Origin of the sequence: Clostridium neonatale (assembly GCF_001458595.1) — a bacterium.
GTDB classification, from domain to species: Bacteria; Bacillota; Clostridia; order Clostridiales; family Clostridiaceae; genus Clostridium; species Clostridium neonatale.
Genome location: NZ_LN890327.1, coordinates 686,344 through 705,100 on the forward strand (window position 1 = coordinate 686,344; position 18,757 = coordinate 705,100).

Below are 18,757 nucleotides of genomic sequence, written 5' to 3' on the forward strand. Positions count from 1 at the left end.
AGCATATTAATTTAACCATAACTAGAAAAAGCTTTAGCTAATATTGAAAGTGTAATTAATTTGAAATTATTGTTATTGGGTGGTGGTATATATAAGAATGAAAATGATTTGATTGAGAAAACAGCAGATAAGAAAGGCAAATTTGTAAGCTAAAGATGCTCTGAGATATATTGGATAGCAAATCTAATAATGATAATAGAATAATTAATTGGAGGAAGATAGTTTTTGTGTGAAATTATAGATTCTAGCACCATTATTGTAGGTTAAAATCATAATAAATAAACAAATATAATTTATTAAAATATTTAAAGTTATTGAATTAGAATTATTTAAATACAATTAAAATAAAGTTATTTCTCTAATTATATATGAAATGACTGATAAATAAAAAATTAATATAGGAAGGATTTTAATTTATGAAAGATGGAAAAAATAAATTAGAAAGACTTCAAAGTTTATTGTTCTCATTGATTTTAATTTTTTCAATTATGATTACAGGAGGTAGCCAAGTGTTAGCAACATCATCTAGTACAGGGAAAATGATAAAAGATTTAAATACTGATAAATCTATGTACAATCCAGGGGACATAGTTAAAATTTATCTTGATATTAAGAATGATACTGAAGATAATATAGAAGATGGAACAATTACTTTTAAATTTAAGCATCTTGAAAAAGAAGTAAGTGATTCAAAGGTGGTAACGTATTCGGCAATTAGTAATGGTGGAGAAGCCTATATAAATTACGAGTGGACTGTTCCTAATGAAGATTATAAAGGGTATCTTGTACAAGCCATATGCAAAAATGAAGATGGTATTATTTTAGATACAGAAACTGTTGGAGTTGATGTATCATCAGATTGGAGAAGGTTTCCTAGATATGGATATTTAACTGATTTTTCAGAAAATGTAGATACAGCAAAATATATCTGGACTCTTAAAAATTATCATATTAATGGACTTGAATATTATGATGCACAATATAGACACCATAAACCAGCAGCAGATAATACAGATGTTTGGGAAGATTGGACTGGAAGAGATATTTATGGAGATACAATTCGCAGTTATATTTCTTCAGCTAGAGCATCAAATATGGTAAATATGCAATATAATATGATTTATGCAGCAACTTCTAATAGTACTGATGGAAGTAATTATTGGGATGATGGTGTTGATGAAGGATGGGGATTGTGGTACTCAGAAAATAATCAACATGTAGATAAAAGAGGTGAACGATTTACCTTCTTTATGGGAGACACACCGACAGGAGATAGTACATTATACTTCTTCAATTTATGGAATAAAGGATGGCAGGATTACATTTTTCAAAAAGAAAATGAGTCTTTAAATGCTTTAGGATATGATGGTTGGCATGGAGATACTATAGGTGAATGGGGAGAAATGAAAACTGCTGATGGACATTACATAACAGTAAAAGATACATACACAGATTTTTTGAACAATGCAAAACAAGCTCTTGGTGATAAATACCTAATGTGTAATCCAGTTGGAGCACAAGGAATAGAAAATGTAAATAGAAGTAATGTAGATGTTCTTTATACTGAGATCTGGCCTTGGGATCATGATAGTGAAGGGATTCAATATAATACTTATGGAGCATTAAAGAAAGAGGTTGAACAGTCAAGAATTGAGAGTGGTGGTAAATCCCTAATAGTTCCAGCTTATATGCAAAAGGATTATGGTATAGATAATCCAGGAAATTATTTTAATACAGGAGCTGTTATTTTAACTGATGCAGCAGTTTATTCAGCAGGAGGATCCAGGTTGGAGCTTGGCGATGATGGTAAAATGTTAAATCACGAATATTTTCCAGCTGAAAATTTAAAGATGAGTGATGAATTAATTAATCGTGAACGTAATATGTATGACTTTATAGTTGCTTATGAAAATTTATTAAGAGATGGACAGAATGAAACAGATAATGAAGTGTATATTTATGATAAATCAGCAAGCAGAGAAGATGAGACGGGAAATATATGGTATAGCACCAAAGCTGATGATAAATATCAAATTATTCAAATGATTAATTTAATAGGAATAAAGGATAATCAATGGGCAAATTATGATAATAGTGATAAGACACCAGATAAGCAGACTAATATTAAAGTGAAATATTATTATACAGATGACATAAATTCTGTTTATGTAGCATCACCAGATCCAGAATATAATTGTGAAACAAGAAATATCAAAATTGAGAAAAAATCTTCAGATGATACAGGAAAATATATAGAATTTACAGTTCCATCATTAGAATATTGGGATATGATTTATATGAGTGAAGATGAACCAATAAGCCAGTTAGATAATGAAATCATTAATGGAAGTTTTGAAAATGGAAATTTAGATGGATGGATAGCAACTGGTACAAATGTTGGAGTAGATGATGTAGATGTGCAAGATGGTGATTATAAATGTTATTTTTGGGGCACTGAAAGCTATACTCAAAAAATAGAACAAACAATAACTGGATTAGAAAATAGAAAATACACAGTAAAAGCCATGGTTAAACAAAATACTGGAAATACAAATATAAGCAGAATGGAACTTACTAATTATGGTGGAGAGGATGTACATGTAAATATACCACATGGAGATTCTTATATAGAAATCCATGGAACAGTAGAAGTTAAAAATGGAAGGCTTAATGTGTCCTTTTATCAAGATGCACAAGAAAATACAAATTTACAAATTGATAATGTTTATTTATTTTTATCATAGAATAATATGATTAGATTGATTCATTAAGAAATTTTATGCGATATATCTATTAGTATAATGAATTTATGAATATGATATATCGCATATTTTTCTTAGTTTGATACCTAATTATATAAAATAAAGAATTATATGTAGAGAATTTAAACTAAATTTGTATATTATTGATGATTTATTGTAGAAAAATATAGAATGTTATATTATATGTAAGGGGGGGAATGTATGATAAAAATTTTAATTGCAGATGATGAATTTGTTGAAAGAGATGGAATTATATTTTTAATTAACAAATTTTCTTTTGAATTAGATATAAAAGAATGCAGTGATGGTGAGGAAGCCTTAAATTATATAAAGGAAAATACAGTGGATATTTTATTTACTGATGTTAAGATGCCTTTTTTGGATGGACTTCAATTATCAAAAAAGGCTAGAGAAATATATCCAAATTTAAAAATAGTAATTTTTAGTGGCTTTGGTGAGTTTGAATATGCCAAGAGAGCCATAGATATTGGTGTAAGTGATTATATATTAAAGCCGATAAATCCAAAGGAATTTAAAGAAACTATGGAGAAGGTTATTAATGATGTAAATGAGGAGAAGAAAGAAAATAAAAATAATGAACTTAGGCAATTTAGAGAAAAGGAATATATTTTATTAAAGATAATAAATGGAAGTTCCATAGATGATTTAAAAGAGAAATTTTTTATGGACAAACATATAGATTTTATGGATAAATATAAAAATATGATTTTAATGGAATTTGATGATGAGTTTTTTAATGATAATCAAAAATATATGGAAGAAATTAGAAATAACATAGATATTAAAATAGATTATTTAAATTTAAATCCTCAGCAAAGTATAATATTTACTTTTGAAACTATAGAAGAGGAAGAATTAAAGAATATATTAATTAAGGTTCATAATAGAATTTTTAATGATTATGAGATTAATTGTTATTTTGCAGTAAGTAATTTATTGAAATCTTCGTATACGCTTACAAAAGAATATTCAAATATAGAACAACTTATGGAACAGCGATTTTTTATAGCTAATAATTATGTGTTTTTTTATGATTCAAAACTACAATTAGAGTCAACAGATGAAAAATTTGATGACACAATGTTTAAAAATATTCAATATGACATAAAATCTAGAGAATTTTTTAGTTTAAGAAAACATGTTGATTGTTTAATTAGGAAATATGGTTCGCACAAAAGTTTCTCACAGATGTATGTGAAATTTATTTTATCTAATATATACAAGGAAGTATATGAAGAAATACGAAAAGTTAATGAAACTGATCTAAATGAGAAAATAGATAAAATTTATTTTTGTAGAACAATACAAGAGATTAGTGAAATATTAAATAATATTATAAATAAACTTGAGGAACAGTCTTCTAAAGGAATGTCCAATGAGAGACATGATGTAGAAATGGTGAAAAATTATATTTATAAAAATTATGGTAGTGATTTGTCTTTGGATAAATTGGCGGAATATGTTTATATGACTCCAAGTTATTTAAGTAGCATATTTAAAAAAACAACTAATATGGGGATTAATAATTTTATTAAAAATTATCGTATGGAAAAAGCCAGAGATATGTTAGAAAACACAAATATAAGAATTAAGGATATTGGAAATAGGGTTGGATACACAAATATATCTTATTTTTGCCAAAGCTTTAGAGAATTTTATGGATTAACACCTGAAAAATATAGACAAAGAGATGAAACAAATGAATAGAATAAAAAATTTTTTAATAAATTTAAAGTTTAGAAAAAAAATAATTTTAACTTATTTTATAGTGAGCATTATTCCAATTACAATATTAGGTGTTTTTTGCTATAAAGAAACAAATAAATTATTAATTAATCAAGAAAAGGAAAACTTAGTAGAAGCATTTTCAGAAGAAATTTCTAGAATAGATAACTCAGGTAATATTTATAATAACTTATCTACTTATACCACATTTACATCTTCTATATTAGATACAGTTAATTATGATTATAACAGTTATTATGAAATGTATTATAGATTTAAGAATGTTTTAGATCCATATATTGATATGATTAAAGCTTTGCATAATGATATAGAACAAATGACAGTATATACTAGTAATAATATTACTAAGCATTCAGATTACATAATACCAATTAATCACATTAAAGAAGATGAATGGTATAAACATATATATAGACAATATAAACCTTATTGGTTTTTAGATAATAATAAAAATTTATCTTTAGCAGTTAAATTTATTAGTGATGAACATAAGAACATAGAAAATATTTTATATGTAAAACTGAATTATAGGGACTTCTTTAAATCCTTATATAATATTTCTAATGATAATTGTGGCGTTGTTATTTTAGATAAAGGTAAGAATATAGTTTTTGAAAATAGAAATTATGATAATGGGGTGGATTATTTACTTCCAGTTAATCAGTTAGATAACGCAGAAAATGGAGAACTTAATTATAACAACGTAGATTATATTTTAGTAAAAGCTGAAATCAAAAGTACAGGATGGACTGGGTATTTGTATAAACCATCATATTTAGTTGTGCAGTCTTCTAAAAATATAATTTATACTGTTTTATTTGTAGTAGCTATTTGTTTTGCTGTTTTATTAATCGTAGGATATGGAGTATCTTATATGGTTGTAAATCGTATTGAAGAGTTAACTGAAAATATGAAAGACATGGATATTGAGCATCTAGAAGTTACAGTAAAAAACAATTCAGAAGATGAAATTGGAATTCTGATAAATAGTTTCGATAAGTTGATTGTAAAGATTAAAACTCTTATACAAGAAGTATATAAAAGTGAAATATTAAAGCGAAAATATGAAATGAGAGCATTACAGGCTCAAATTAACCCACACTTTCTGTATAATAGCCTTTCTTTAATTAATTGGAAGGCAATTAGAGCAGGAGAGGAAGAAATTAGTGAAATGTCTCAGCTTTTATCAACTTTTTATCGTACTTCTTTAAATAAAGGAAGTAATGTAATATCAGTTGAAAATGAGCTTAGTAATACAGAAGCTTATATTAAAATTCAACTAATGATGCATAATTATAATTTTGATGTGGATTTTGACATTGATGATGAAATAAAAGAATATTATATGATTAATTTATTACTTCAGCCTTTAGTTGAAAATGCAGTAAATCACGGAATTGATGAAAAAAGAAATAGTAGAGGAAGAATAAGAATATCTGCTAAAAAAGAAGATGTTGATATTGTATTTGAAGTAGAGGACAATGGAGTTGGCATGACTAAAGAAATGTGTGAAAAAATATTAACCAGTAAAAGTAAGGGTTATGGAATAAAGAATGTATATGATAGGATTAAAGTAGTATATGGAGATAAGTATGGCTTAGAATTTATAAGCATAGAAAATCAAGGAACTATTGCGAGAATAAGAATTTCAGCAGAAAAAAGCAAAGAAAAGTTTAATGAATATGTTTATTTAGATGAATAAAAGAATTCTAAAAAATTAATGTATTTAAAATATAATAGAAATTTTAAAAGGCAATTAATCAAATATAATTTAACTAGTTAAATAAATTAAGGAGTATTTAAAAAGAGATACTAAAAATCCTATAAAGTATTAAAACTAGAAGCACATTTTATGTATTTATTAACCTAAATATATAAAATGCGCTTTTAGTTTATTTTTTATCTACAATATTGAAACTAAGATAATACCCCAATATCAATGTAAATGTTTAAGTTTATAAGAAATTTGCATAAATCAAAAATCTTTAGTATATACGCTTAACTATATAGATTTTATAATCTAAGTATAGAGTGATTAACAAATGAAGAGATAAAAATATAACTTATTTTATTACAAATAGGAGGCTTAGGGGATGTTAAGAAGAAATTTTCTAAAAAAATTAAAAAAAATCACATCAGTTGGAATGGCAGCTATTATGCTGGGAATGTTTTTTACAGGATGTTCAAGTAAAGAGGAAGGGGATGCACCAGCAAAGGAAAAAACAGAAGCATCAACTACACCATATGGTAAATATGATGAATTAGTTACTTATACGATAGGAAAGAATACTCCAGGAAGTCCACGACTTCCAGAAGGTGATACTTATGAAGATAATGCGTATACAAGGTATCTAAAAGAAATATTAAATGTACAAAATGAAAATGCATTTGAAGCAGCTAATGGAGATGCTTATGATCAAAAAGTTTCAATGGCTATTGCAACAGGTGATATACCAGATATTATGAAAGTAGATGCAACAACTTTAAAACAATTGGTAGATAATGATATGATTGCAGATTTAACAGATGCGTATAATGACTGTGCTACTGACAAAATCAAAGAAATGTATAATTCATATAGTGGAAGAGCTTTGGAAAGCGCTACGTTTGATGGAAAGCTTATGGCATTACCATCTACTCAATGTGCTAATGTACCTACAATGCTTTGGCTCAGACAAGATTGGATGGATAAGTTGGGGCTAAAAGCTCCTAAGACAATGGATGATGTTGAGAATATTTTGCAACAGTTTATAACAAAGGATCCTGGTAATAATGGAGCTGGAAAAACAATTGGTCTTGTAGGATCATCTAACATAGGAGGAGTATATGGTGGATTATTCCAAATGGATAATATTTTGAGCATGTATAATGCATTTCCAGGACAATGGATTGAAGAAAATGGTAAGGTGGTATTTGGATCTACTACTGATAATATGAAAAAAGGCTTAGAAAAACTATCAGAACTTTATAAAGAAGGTTTAATTGATCCACAAATAGCAGTAAGAGAAGGGGACGATGTTACTTCACTTATTATTAATGGACAATGTGGAGCATTTTTTGGGCCATGGTGGGCACCAGACTATCCATTAAATGATGCTAAAAAATTAAATCCAGATGCACAATGGGCTCCGTATATTGCACCAGCAAATGAAGATGGAAGTGTTACAGCTTACACACAAAATCCAGCAAGTGAATTTTATGTTGTTAGAAAAGGTTTTGAACATCCAGAATTACTTGTAAAAATAGCAAGTGTTATTAATGACAAGATGGTATATGAAGATTATGCAAGAGAAGAACTTATGAATTATACTAAACAAGGCGTTGATACAGGTGTAAGACCAATAAATATTCTTATTAATGATTATAATGCAACAATTGACATGTATAAAAATATTGATTTAGCACTAAAAGGAGAAAAAGATCCTGAATCTTTAGGCGCAGATAAGGGTAATTATGAAAAATGTAAGGAATATCTTGAAAATCCAAACTCTCCAAGTGCTGATGCATGGAGTGGATATACTTCAAGAATGATATCTCCAAAATTAATGGAAGAAACAAAAGTAAATGAAGTTAATCCAGTATTTTTTGGACAAACAGAAAGTATGAAATTAAAGTGGGCTAACTTACAAAAGCTTCAAGATGAAACATTCTTAAAAATTGTAACAGGAGAAGAGCCTATAGATTCTTTTGATAAATTTGTTAGTACTTGGAAGAGTACGGGCGGAGATCAAATTACAAAAGAAGTTGAGGAAGCCATAAAAAAATAAACTAGATTTAACACTATGTGTTTTAAACTTTAAGAAGTAATAAATAATTGTCTAATTGTCCTTAATTTCTTTGTTTATTAGTATTATAAATATTTCAAAGGGATTTGAGGACAATTAAGGTATATTTAAGTTTTTTATCAATTGTTTATTTAACATAACATGCGTGTTAAATAAATAATAATAAATATGAAAGGCTGGCGCGTTTATGAAAAAAAGAAAATCTCAATTAGGATACCATATGATGCTTGCACCAGGAATGATGTTCTTAATATTGTTTAGTTTTATACCTATGTTTGGTATAATAATGGCTTTTCAAGATTATATTCCTACAAAAGGAATACTAGGATCTCCATGGGTAGGACTTGATAATTTTAAATATATGCTTGAAATACCAGATAGTATGAGTATTTTAAAAAATACATTAATAATTGCTATAGGAAAAATTATTTTAAGCACAATAGTGCCAATAACATTTGCATTGTTACTTAATGAAATAAGAATTAAATGGGCTAAAAAAACAATTCAAACAGTTGTGTATTTGCCACATTTCTTATCATGGGCAGTTTTGGCAGTAGTTGTAGCCAATATCTTCTCTTTTGAAGGGCCGGTTAATGCATTTTTAGGTATGTTTGGAATCAAGCCAACATTGTTTTTGGCAAGTAACACATGGATTAGACCTATTTTAATAGGAACTGATGTATGGAAAGAGTTTGGATATGGATCAATAGTTTATTTAGCTGCACTTACAGGAATCGATTCGGGTTTGTATGAAGCAGCGGCCATAGATGGTGCCAATAGATTTAAACAATTAATTAATATAACAATTCCAGGAATTTTACCTATAATAATGCTTATGACAGCAATAAATCTTGGAAATATTTTGAATGCTGGTTTTGATCAAGTGTTTAACTTATATAATCCTATTGTTTATGAAACAGCTGACATAATTGATACATATGTATATCGTGTAGGTCTAGTTGGAATGCAGTATAGCTTTGCGACAGCAGTTGGATTATTAAAATCGGTGGTTGGATGCATACTTTTAGTATCAGCAAATCAATTGTCTAAAAAATTTGCTAATATGCAAATCTTCTAAGGAGGAGATATTATGATAAAATCTAAAAGCTTTGGAAGTAGAGCAGCAGATATATGTATATGGAGTGTAATATTGATACTTACGGCTGCCTGCTTATTTCCTCTAATAAATATGGTAGCTATATCGTTTAGCAATAAATCAGCAGCAGCAGGAAATCTTGTAGGATTAGTTCCAGTAGATTTCACTTTATCATCATATAAGACGTTACTAAAAGAAAGTCAGTTTTGGCGATCATTTGGCATTTCAGTAGCTAGAGTTGTACTTGGAACAGGGCTAAATCTAATCTTAGTAGTTTTAATGGCATATCCATTATCAAAGAATAAAAGAGAATTTGGTGCAAGAAATATTTATATGAATCTTATGATATTTGCTATGTTATTTTCAGGTGGAATGGTACCACTATTTATAACAATAAAGAATTTGCATCTATTGGATAGTATTTGGGCTCTTATTTTACCAGGGGCAGTTCCTATCTTTAATGTGATTTTATTAATGAATTTCTTTAAAAGCGTGCCAAAATCATTGGAAGAAGCAGCTATGTTAGAAGGTTGTAATAAATGGCAGATTTTATTTAAAATATATATTCCGATATCACTTCCAGCATTAGCAACAATTGCATTATTTAGTATTGTTGGGCATTGGAATGACTTTTTTAGTGGCTTGCTATATATAAATAAAACAGCTAATTATCCATTACAGACTTATATACAACAACTATCAGTAGATATTACTAAAGTAACAAATGCTGCTCAATTACAAAGTGTTGCAGATATTTCTAATAAAACACTTAATTCAGCAAAAATAGTTGTGTCAACAATTCCATTATTAGTTATATACCCATTTTTACAAAAATATTTTGTTACAGGAATGGTTATGGGATCTGTAAAGGAATAAGTATAATTAAAGCTTTGTACTGTTTAAAATGATGAAATAAGAGTAAGTTATATAAATTTATAGAATATAAATTTATATGTTGAAATTACTTTTCTACATTTTGTATGCGGTATTTACTTGCCTATAAACATTTTAAATGAAGTTTTATTATTGCAATATATATATAACTTAAATCATCCCAATAAATTATCTATATCAATCTTTTATAAACAGTATAAAGCAATTTTTTATAGAAAAGGTATATAATAATGAAAAAAATTTTTAATATAACTGATAAAAAAGAAATTAAGGATAAAAAAATATATAAGGGAATTATTTTAGGCAGAAAAATAAGTAAAATATTGAAAAAAGAGAATAGCATAGAAAATAAAAAATCGAAAATAAAGTTTAAAAATGAAAATATAAAAGATAAAAAGTTTAATGGAATCATAAGAAAATCGAAGATAAAATTTCGTTTGATAATATCTTATAGCATATTAGTTTTGATTCCGTTGTTAATAGTTGGAACAACAGCAGTATTGCAATCTAAAAAGTCAATTGATAATAAAATTTCAAACTTTTCAAATCAAATAATGGAACAAATAGGAGTTAATATTTATAGTGAAATGAATAAAGCTTCTGACTTTGCAAGGACTATAATAGCAGAACCACAAATCCAAGAATATTTTAATGGAAATGACAATTCAGTAGCAGATTATATTAAGATAAGCGAGTTAAGTAAATCAATTAGAAGTATGATATCTACACAAAATAATATGACAGGGGTAGGGATAATAACCGAAGATAATAAAAAAATAGGAAGTTTTTCAAATCAATTATCTGATATGTTGGTTAAAGAGCTACAAGAACTGTCTGATGAGAAAAAAGGGAAGTTTGTATTTTCATTAAATAAAAGCCCATCAGGTTATAAAATTTATGGATGTGCTCAAGCTAAAAGTTTAGAAACAGGAGAAAAGTTTGGAACAATTATTGAAGAGATAAACCCTAAATTATTTGTTGATTTGTTTAAAAATGTAGACCTAGGAAAAGGTTCAAGTATATTTGTTATAGACTCCGATGGTCTCATTGTCTTAAGTAGTAATAGTAGCTTAATTGGAACACAGTATGAGAATGTAAATTTAGTTGAAAAAATTAAAGCAAATGGAATATCGAATGGAAAAAAGAAAGATAAATATTTATCAACAGATGATGGTAAGGAATTAGTTGCGTATTCAAAATTAGGTGATTCAGATTGGTACGTATTAGGATCTATTCCCTACAGCTATCTAGATAGAGAGTCTAATATTTTGAAAATTAATACTATAATAGTAAGCTTAATATCTTTTTTGGTAGCTATGATAGCAGCTCTAGTTATAGAAAAAAGTATATCAAATCCGCTAAAAAAGTTAGTATTGCTTATGAATGAAGGGAAAAAAGGAAATTTAAACTTAAATATAATAGATAGAAGTAATGATGAAATTGGAGAGGTGATAACTGCATTTAATGGTATGTTAAAGAAAATAAACGCTTTAGTTAGTAATGTTAAGGAGCTATCAGAAAAAGTAATAATAGCTATAGATGTAATTAAGACAGCTTCAGAGTATTCTAGTGCATCTTCTGAAGAAATTGGAGCAGCAATGATTGAAATTGCAGAAGGAACTGCGAACCAAGTAATCAATGTAAACGATGGAATAGCATGTATGAATAATCTATCTAATGGAATAGATCATGTAAATTCAAAAACTAAACAAGTATCTTTGGTTATTGGAGAAACTGAAAAAATTAAAGGTCAGGCTATTAGATCAGCTGAAATCTTAAAAAATAAAGCAGAAGAGACAAAAAATGTAACTGGTAATGTTATAAATGATATAAAGGTTTTAAATTCAGATATTAAAAATATAAGAGGAATAGTTGAATTAATAAGTGAAATAGCAGAACAAACTAATTTATTAGCATTAAATGCAGCAATTGAAGCGGCAAGAGCTGGAGAAGTAGGTAAAGGATTTGCAGTAGTTGCAGAAGAAGTTAAAAAACTTGCAGAGAAATCAAAGAAATCTTCTGAAGAAATTAATAAAATCATTGCTCAAATAGAAAGTAAATCAGAAAGTGTAATGGAAAAAGCTAATACATCTAATATTATTATTGAAGAACAGATGGAATCAGTTGATAAAACAGACAATGCATTCAATATTATATTTGAAAGTATGAATCAAATAGAAGATCAAATAGAAAATATGGTAGATTCAATTGAGGAGATAGTCAAATCAAAAGATAAAACAGAAGAATCAATGGAAAATATTTGCTTGATTTCGGAAGAATCGGCAGCAATGACTAAACAGGTATCGTTAGGAGCTAAAGAGCAGATTGAAAAGATTGAAAAATTATCTGAAGTTTCAGAGGAATTAAGTTTATTAGCTCAAACTTTAAATTCAGCAATAGATGAATTTAAAGTTGGCTAAAAATATATTAAATTTATTTCAAAAGAGGGGAGAAAATAATGATTAAAAGAACTAACAAAATATTAGCCTTAATTATAAGTGCTACTACTGCCACAACATTATGCCCATCAGTAAAAGTATTTGCAGCAGAAACTTTGAAATCAAAGGAGGGAAGTTTTTCTAATGCTGTAGCTTATTCCAATAAGTATTTATATGATGGGAACAGAGAAAGTGAAGAAGAAAAAACTGTATTATATAGTAATGGAAAATATAAAGAGTTAGAGGATACTGATGCATATGACATAGAAAAGTATGATAATAAGTATATAGAATTAGATGATGACAATGGTAAAAATTTATTTAATTTACAAACTGGAAAATTTGAAGATGAAAGTATAGAAGATCAAGAGTTTGATATTAAAAGAAAGCTAATAAAAGAATTAAAAGATACAGATAGATATGGTGAGGATGTTGGTAAATATCTTAATTTGGATAAAAGAATATCTACAAACAAAGAAAGCTTTGGAGATGTTTGGTATCAATATAGTGTGGACTATAACGGAGTAGATGATGAAAACACAAGATATATAACTACTATTGATATAAATGCTAATTCAAAGGATGAATGGGACAATATTACTTTAAAGAAAGGAAGTAATGTGGAATCTACTTTATTTGGAGATCAATATCAATTTTGGTTTTCAGTAACAGCCAATGAAGCAGATAATAAAGAGTTAGATGGTCAAGGAAAAACATTTAATGGAGATGTAGAGGCGGCATCAGAGTATATAGCAGGAAGATTAAGAGAATATTGTGGATGTGATGATGTTAAAGTTATAACAGTAGATGGGAAGGTAGTTATTCAAATAATATCAACAACTCAATTAGATGAAGATGTAATAGTAAGTCATAATAACGATATTTCAATAACAACAAAGAAAACAACTGTTGATAACATTCCTGAAAATCCTGAAGTACCAGATATTCCAAGTGAACCAGATGTTCCTGTAGATCCTGAAGTACCAGATACTCCAAACGAAAGTATAACAAGATATATAACTACTATTGATATAAATGCTAATTCAAAGGATGAATGGGACAATATTACTTTAAAGAAAGGAAGTAATGTGGAATCTACTTTATTTGGAGATCAATATCAATTTTGGTTTTCAGTAACAGCCAATGAAGCAGATAATAAAGAGTTAGATGGTCAAGGAAAAACGTTTAATGGAGATGTAGAGGCGGCATCAGAGTATATAGCAGGAAGATTAAGAGAATATTGTGGATGTGATGATGTTAAAGTTATAACAGTAGATGGGAAGGTAGTTATTCAAATAATATCAACAACTCAATTAGATGAAGATGTAATAGTAAGTCATAATAACGATATTTCAATAACAACAAAGAAAACAACTGTTGATAACATTCCTGAAAATCCTGAAGTATTAGATACTCAAAATAGTAGTGTGTTTACATCACCAGAAGCAGTGGAAATAAATAATGATTTTGTAGATGCAAGATTGTACGGTAACTCTTCTAGATTATCTATAGAAAGTGATTTACCTGTATATTATGGAATTGTAAATAATTTAGGAAAGTATATGGATATTTCAAGTTATGCAAATATTAAATTTATATATAAAGTTGATGGAAAGACTAAAACAGCTAATATTGAAAAATTTGGAGAAAAATATGGAGAAGAAAACATTACAGCAACTTTAAAAAGTTTAGATATTTTAGCACAAGACTCAACTTATGTATATGCTAGGGTTAATGTAGAATTTTCAGCAGATAGAGATATAGATGTAGTTTATGCAGATGGTGAAAATAGCAAAGAATATATTTTAAAAATATCTAAATCTTTAGGTAAGAAAGTTGATGAGGCATATGTACCTAAGCAAGTTGATGCTTATGAAATGAATGGAGAATCAGATTTTAAATCATGGATTCAGCCTAAAATAAATGATGACTGGTATAACTTAGATATATTTGCCAAAAACGAAAATTTGTATATTATAAGGTTTAACAAAGATGGTGAGAATAAGAAAAATGAAATACAGTGTATTCAAGTAAATTTTCAAACTAATAGAGATAACGTTTTAGGAGTTAGCAGAAATAAAATAAGTAAAGTTTGTGATCCTTCTGTTTCTACAAGATTGAAAAATAGAAAAATAGAAACTACAGATGCTGATGAAATTAGAAATTTAATGAAACCATATTATTCAATAGATTCAGAAGGAGAATTATGGGTACTTGGATTAAAGCGAATATATAAACTTAATGGATCTGGATTTAATGAAGAATTTGTAGTTCCTTTAGAAATAAATAATTTAGATGTCTATAATAAGTCTAATTTAGTAGCTTGGGGCGATGATGGAAATGATGAGTATGTTTATGTAACTAATATTAATGAGTATGAAAAAGATAGTAATGTAGATAATGATGGTACTGAATCAGAAGAAAAAAACTTTGATGAATCAGATTATGAAGTAAATATTGCAAAAGGATGGCTTGAAACTAAACAGGGATGGAAATATTTTGATGAAAATGGAAATCAAATAAAAAATTCTTGGATTAAGGTAAATGAAAAATGGTATTTAATTAATGAAAATGGAATTATGGAGACAGGATGGAAAAATTTAAGTAATAAGTGGTATTATCTCCAACCGGATGGAAGTATGGCAGTTGGATGGAAAAAATTAAATGATAAATGGTATTATCTCCAATCAGATGGCAGTATGGCAACTAAATGGAAAAATATAAATGGAAGCTGGTACTATTTTAATGAATTAGGAGAAATGGCAATTGGTTGGGTAAATGATTCTAAAAATTGGTATCATTTGGGGACTGATGGTGAGATGAGTATAGGTTGGTTAAAATATAATAAAAAATGGTATTATTTAGATGGAAGTGGAAGAATGTTAACTAACACCATTATTAATGGTTATAAAATTGGAAGTGATGGTACTTTAGTTTAAAATGGAGGCAGAATTATGAAGAATTTGAGAAAAAAAATAAAAATTTTATGCAGTTTAACACTTGTATCCACAACAATTATATCAACTTTTTGTACTATACCTAATATTGCATATGCAGATTCAAATTTTATTAAACTTCCTGTAGTTAATACTTCTGGGAAAGACGTGTTTAATCAGAAAACTTTGCTATATGATGTGTATACAGACAAATCAATGTATGATCCAGGGGCAACTGTAAATATAAATATTGAATTGGTTAATTATACTGGAAATGAAATTAAAAATGGAACTATAGAGTTAGTAGTAAAACATTTAGATAAGCAAGTTGGTGACATAATAAAAGAAAGTTTTTCAATTAAAAATAAGCAGACTAAAGATTTAACACTGAGTTGGACAACTCCAAATGATGACTATAAAGGCTATCTAATAGAAATAACATCTAAAGATGCAAATGGAAAAGTTATAGAAAGATCATCAACAGCAGTAGATGTGTCATCAAATTGGTTGAAATTCCCAAGGTATGGATATGTAACTAACTACGGAAAAGATGTAAATACAAAAGATATAATAAATCAATTGAAAAAATTCCACATAAATGGAATACAGTACTATGATTGGCAGGATAAACATCATGATCCAGTAGCAGGTGAAGTATCAAATGTTGATCCAAAGTGGAAGGATTTATCACAACATGATGTATATAAGTCAACAATTGATGGATATATAGAAAATGGTCATAATGTTGGAATGGCATCAATGCAATATAATTTAATATATGGAGCTACTCAAAATTACTATAAGGATGGAACTGGAGTAAAGAAGGAATGGGGACTTTATAAAGACCCAAGTGGAATTGATGGAGAACAATGGACAATGGGAATGCCTAGCGGATGGGAAACAGATGCACTTTATTTTATGGATCCATTAAACAAAGAATGGCAGGATTATCTTTTTGCAAGAGAAAAGGAAGTATTTGAAGCCTTTGATTTTGATGGGTGGCATATGGATACAGTAGGGGATTTCGGAACTGTTTATAGAGCTGATGGAACACCTGTATCAATAACAGAAACCTTTAAAGAATTTTTAAATACAGCTAAAGAGAATTTCCCAAATAAATATATAATTATGAATCCTGTTGGTGGAAAGGGACATGAACAGGTAAATACTAGTAATGTAGATGGAGTATACACAGAAATTTGGGATTGGGATGGATTCCCAACTTATAATTCTTTAAAAGGAGTTGTAGATCAAGCTAGAATGGAAACAAAAGGCAAGTCATTAATAGTACCTGCATATATGAACTATAATGTTGCAAATAAGCACAGTGAAGAAAATCCTGGTACTTTTAATACTTCATCAGTATTACTTACAGGTGCGTCAGTATTTGCAGCAGGTGGGTCAAGACTTGAGCTTGGGGATGATACAAGAATGCTTACACAAGAGTACTTCCCGAATAAAAATGTTGTAATGAATGAGGAATTAAAGGCTAGAGAAAGAAAGTATTATGATTTTATTGTGGCTTATGAAAATCTATTAAGAGATGGGCAAATAAATAGCAGTAATGAAATTAAAGTAAATGGATATGAAAACAGCAGAACAGGTGAAGCTAATAAAATATGGACATATAGCAAAAAAGATTCTAATTATGATGTTATTCAAATGATAAACCTTTTAGGAGTTTACGATAATGGCTGGAGATGTGCAGATGGAATAAAATCTACCCCTAAAAAAGTAGAAAACTTTGCAGTTAAATACTATACAGATCAAAGTATTCAGAGTGTTTCAATTGCATCACCTGATATAAATGATTGTATATCACAAAATTTACAATTCACAAAAGGTAGTGATGATGATGGTAGCTATATAGAATTTACTGTTCCATCATTGGAATATTGGAATATGATCTATTTAACTAAAGCAAATTCTGAAACTATTGACACTAATAATGATATAACAGGTAGTGAAGGAAAAATAACTAATCCAGGTTTTGAAGATGGAAGCCTAGGATGGACTATAACAGGTAATAAATATGGAATAGATTCATCGGATTCAGCATCAGGAAATAATAAATTATTTTTCTATGGTAAGGAGCCTTATACACAAAAAATTGATCAAACAGTAACTGGATTAAAAAATGGAAAATATACTGTTACAGCTATGGTAAAACAAAATACAGGTATACCAGATTATGCAGATATGGAATTAACAACAGGTGATAAAACTGAAAAAATTAATATTAAACATACTAAAGATTATCAGAAGATAGAAGGATGTGTTGAGGTTAAGGATGGAAAGCTAAATATAGCTTTTAACTACACTTCAAGTTTAAATGGTGAAGCAAATCTACAAATTGATGATATTCAATTGGTAGATGAAAATGGAAAAGTAATATCAAAAGAAGAAAAGACAGTAAAGAAGGGGGAAACTTCGAATATAGATAATATATCTGAATCAATTGGCAAAATAACAAATGGTGACTTTGAGACAGGAGATTCAACAGGTTGGACAGCTGCCATTGAAGATGGATTTGGAGTTAATGACGAAGATGCTAATTCGGGAAAATATAAATGTTATTTTTGGGGACAAGGAAAGCAAAAGCTACAACAAAAAGTAACTGAATTAGAAAATGGAAGTTATACAATAAAGGCAAAAGTTAAACAAAATACAGGAGTTCCTACATCTTCAAAATTAGAAATGTCAAATTATGGTGGAGAACCAATTGAAGTGAAAATTCCACATGGAGATTCATATGTGGAAATATCAGCAGATGTCAATGTCACTAATGGTAATTTATTAATTTCATTTATACAAGATTCAGCAGATATGACAAACTTACAAATTGATGATGTTGAATTAATTTTAAATTAAAACCCTATTATATATAAAGATAAGCTATTGTTAACTGATGTTAATCCATCTAGTGCAATAGCTTTTTTTTGATTAAACAAATCTATTTATTAATAAAATTATGAGTAATAAGTATATAAAGATTAATAATATGTTGTTGTGGTATTTAAATAGATAACAATTTCTAATCAAACAATAAATATATATTATTAAGCAAATATCAGAGAAA

At 28.1% G+C, this 18,757-nt stretch carries 9 protein-coding genes; all 9 read left to right on the forward strand.

The window, feature by feature from the left end; all coding sequences use genetic code 11:
• Nucleotides 1–416 precede the first annotated feature (416 nt).
• The 9 genes from BN2920_RS06425 (at nt 417) to BN2920_RS06465 (ending at nt 18,549) form a co-directional block, all read left to right on the forward strand.
• A complete protein-coding gene (locus tag BN2920_RS06425; RefSeq protein ID WP_198157483.1) occupies nt 417–2,744 on the forward strand; it encodes a glycoside hydrolase family 66 protein in 2,328 nt (775 codons plus the stop codon).
• 219 nt (nt 2,745–2,963) lie between these two features.
• Entirely contained in the window at nt 2,964–4,490 is a 1,527-nt protein-coding gene (locus tag BN2920_RS06430; RefSeq protein WP_058294185.1) for a response regulator, read from the forward strand.
• Entirely contained in the window at nt 4,483–6,231 is a 1,749-nt protein-coding gene (locus BN2920_RS06435; protein ID WP_058294186.1) for a sensor histidine kinase, read from the forward strand. The genes BN2920_RS06430 and BN2920_RS06435 overlap by 8 nt, the downstream gene beginning before the upstream one ends.
• 391 nt (nt 6,232–6,622) lie before the next feature.
• Entirely contained in the window at nt 6,623–8,296 is a 1,674-nt protein-coding gene (locus BN2920_RS06440; RefSeq protein WP_058294187.1) for an extracellular solute-binding protein, read from the forward strand.
• A 205-nt stretch (nt 8,297–8,501) separates the two neighbouring features.
• Complete coding sequence (locus BN2920_RS06445; RefSeq protein WP_058294188.1) at nt 8,502–9,392, forward strand: ABC transporter permease; 891 nt, start codon at nt 8,502–8,504, stop codon at nt 9,390–9,392.
• 12 nt (nt 9,393–9,404) lie between these two features.
• Nucleotides 9,405–10,286, forward strand: a complete 882-nt coding sequence (locus BN2920_RS06450; RefSeq protein WP_058294189.1) for a carbohydrate ABC transporter permease — start codon at nt 9,405–9,407, stop codon at nt 10,284–10,286.
• A gap of 248 nt (nt 10,287–10,534) precedes the next feature.
• Complete coding sequence (locus BN2920_RS06455; protein ID WP_097919316.1) at nt 10,535–12,724, forward strand: methyl-accepting chemotaxis protein; 2,190 nt, start codon at nt 10,535–10,537, stop codon at nt 12,722–12,724.
• Nucleotides 12,725–12,762: 38 nt separating this feature from the next.
• A complete protein-coding gene (locus BN2920_RS06460) occupies nt 12,763–15,681 on the forward strand; it encodes an N-acetylmuramoyl-L-alanine amidase family protein (RefSeq protein ID WP_058294190.1) in 2,919 nt (972 codons plus the stop codon).
• 15 nt (nt 15,682–15,696) lie between these two features.
• Nucleotides 15,697–18,549 (forward strand): glycoside hydrolase family 66 protein, encoded by a 2,853-nt coding sequence (locus tag BN2920_RS06465; protein WP_058294191.1) that lies wholly within the window; start codon nt 15,697–15,699, stop codon nt 18,547–18,549.
• Nucleotides 18,550–18,757: the final 208 nt, after the last annotated feature.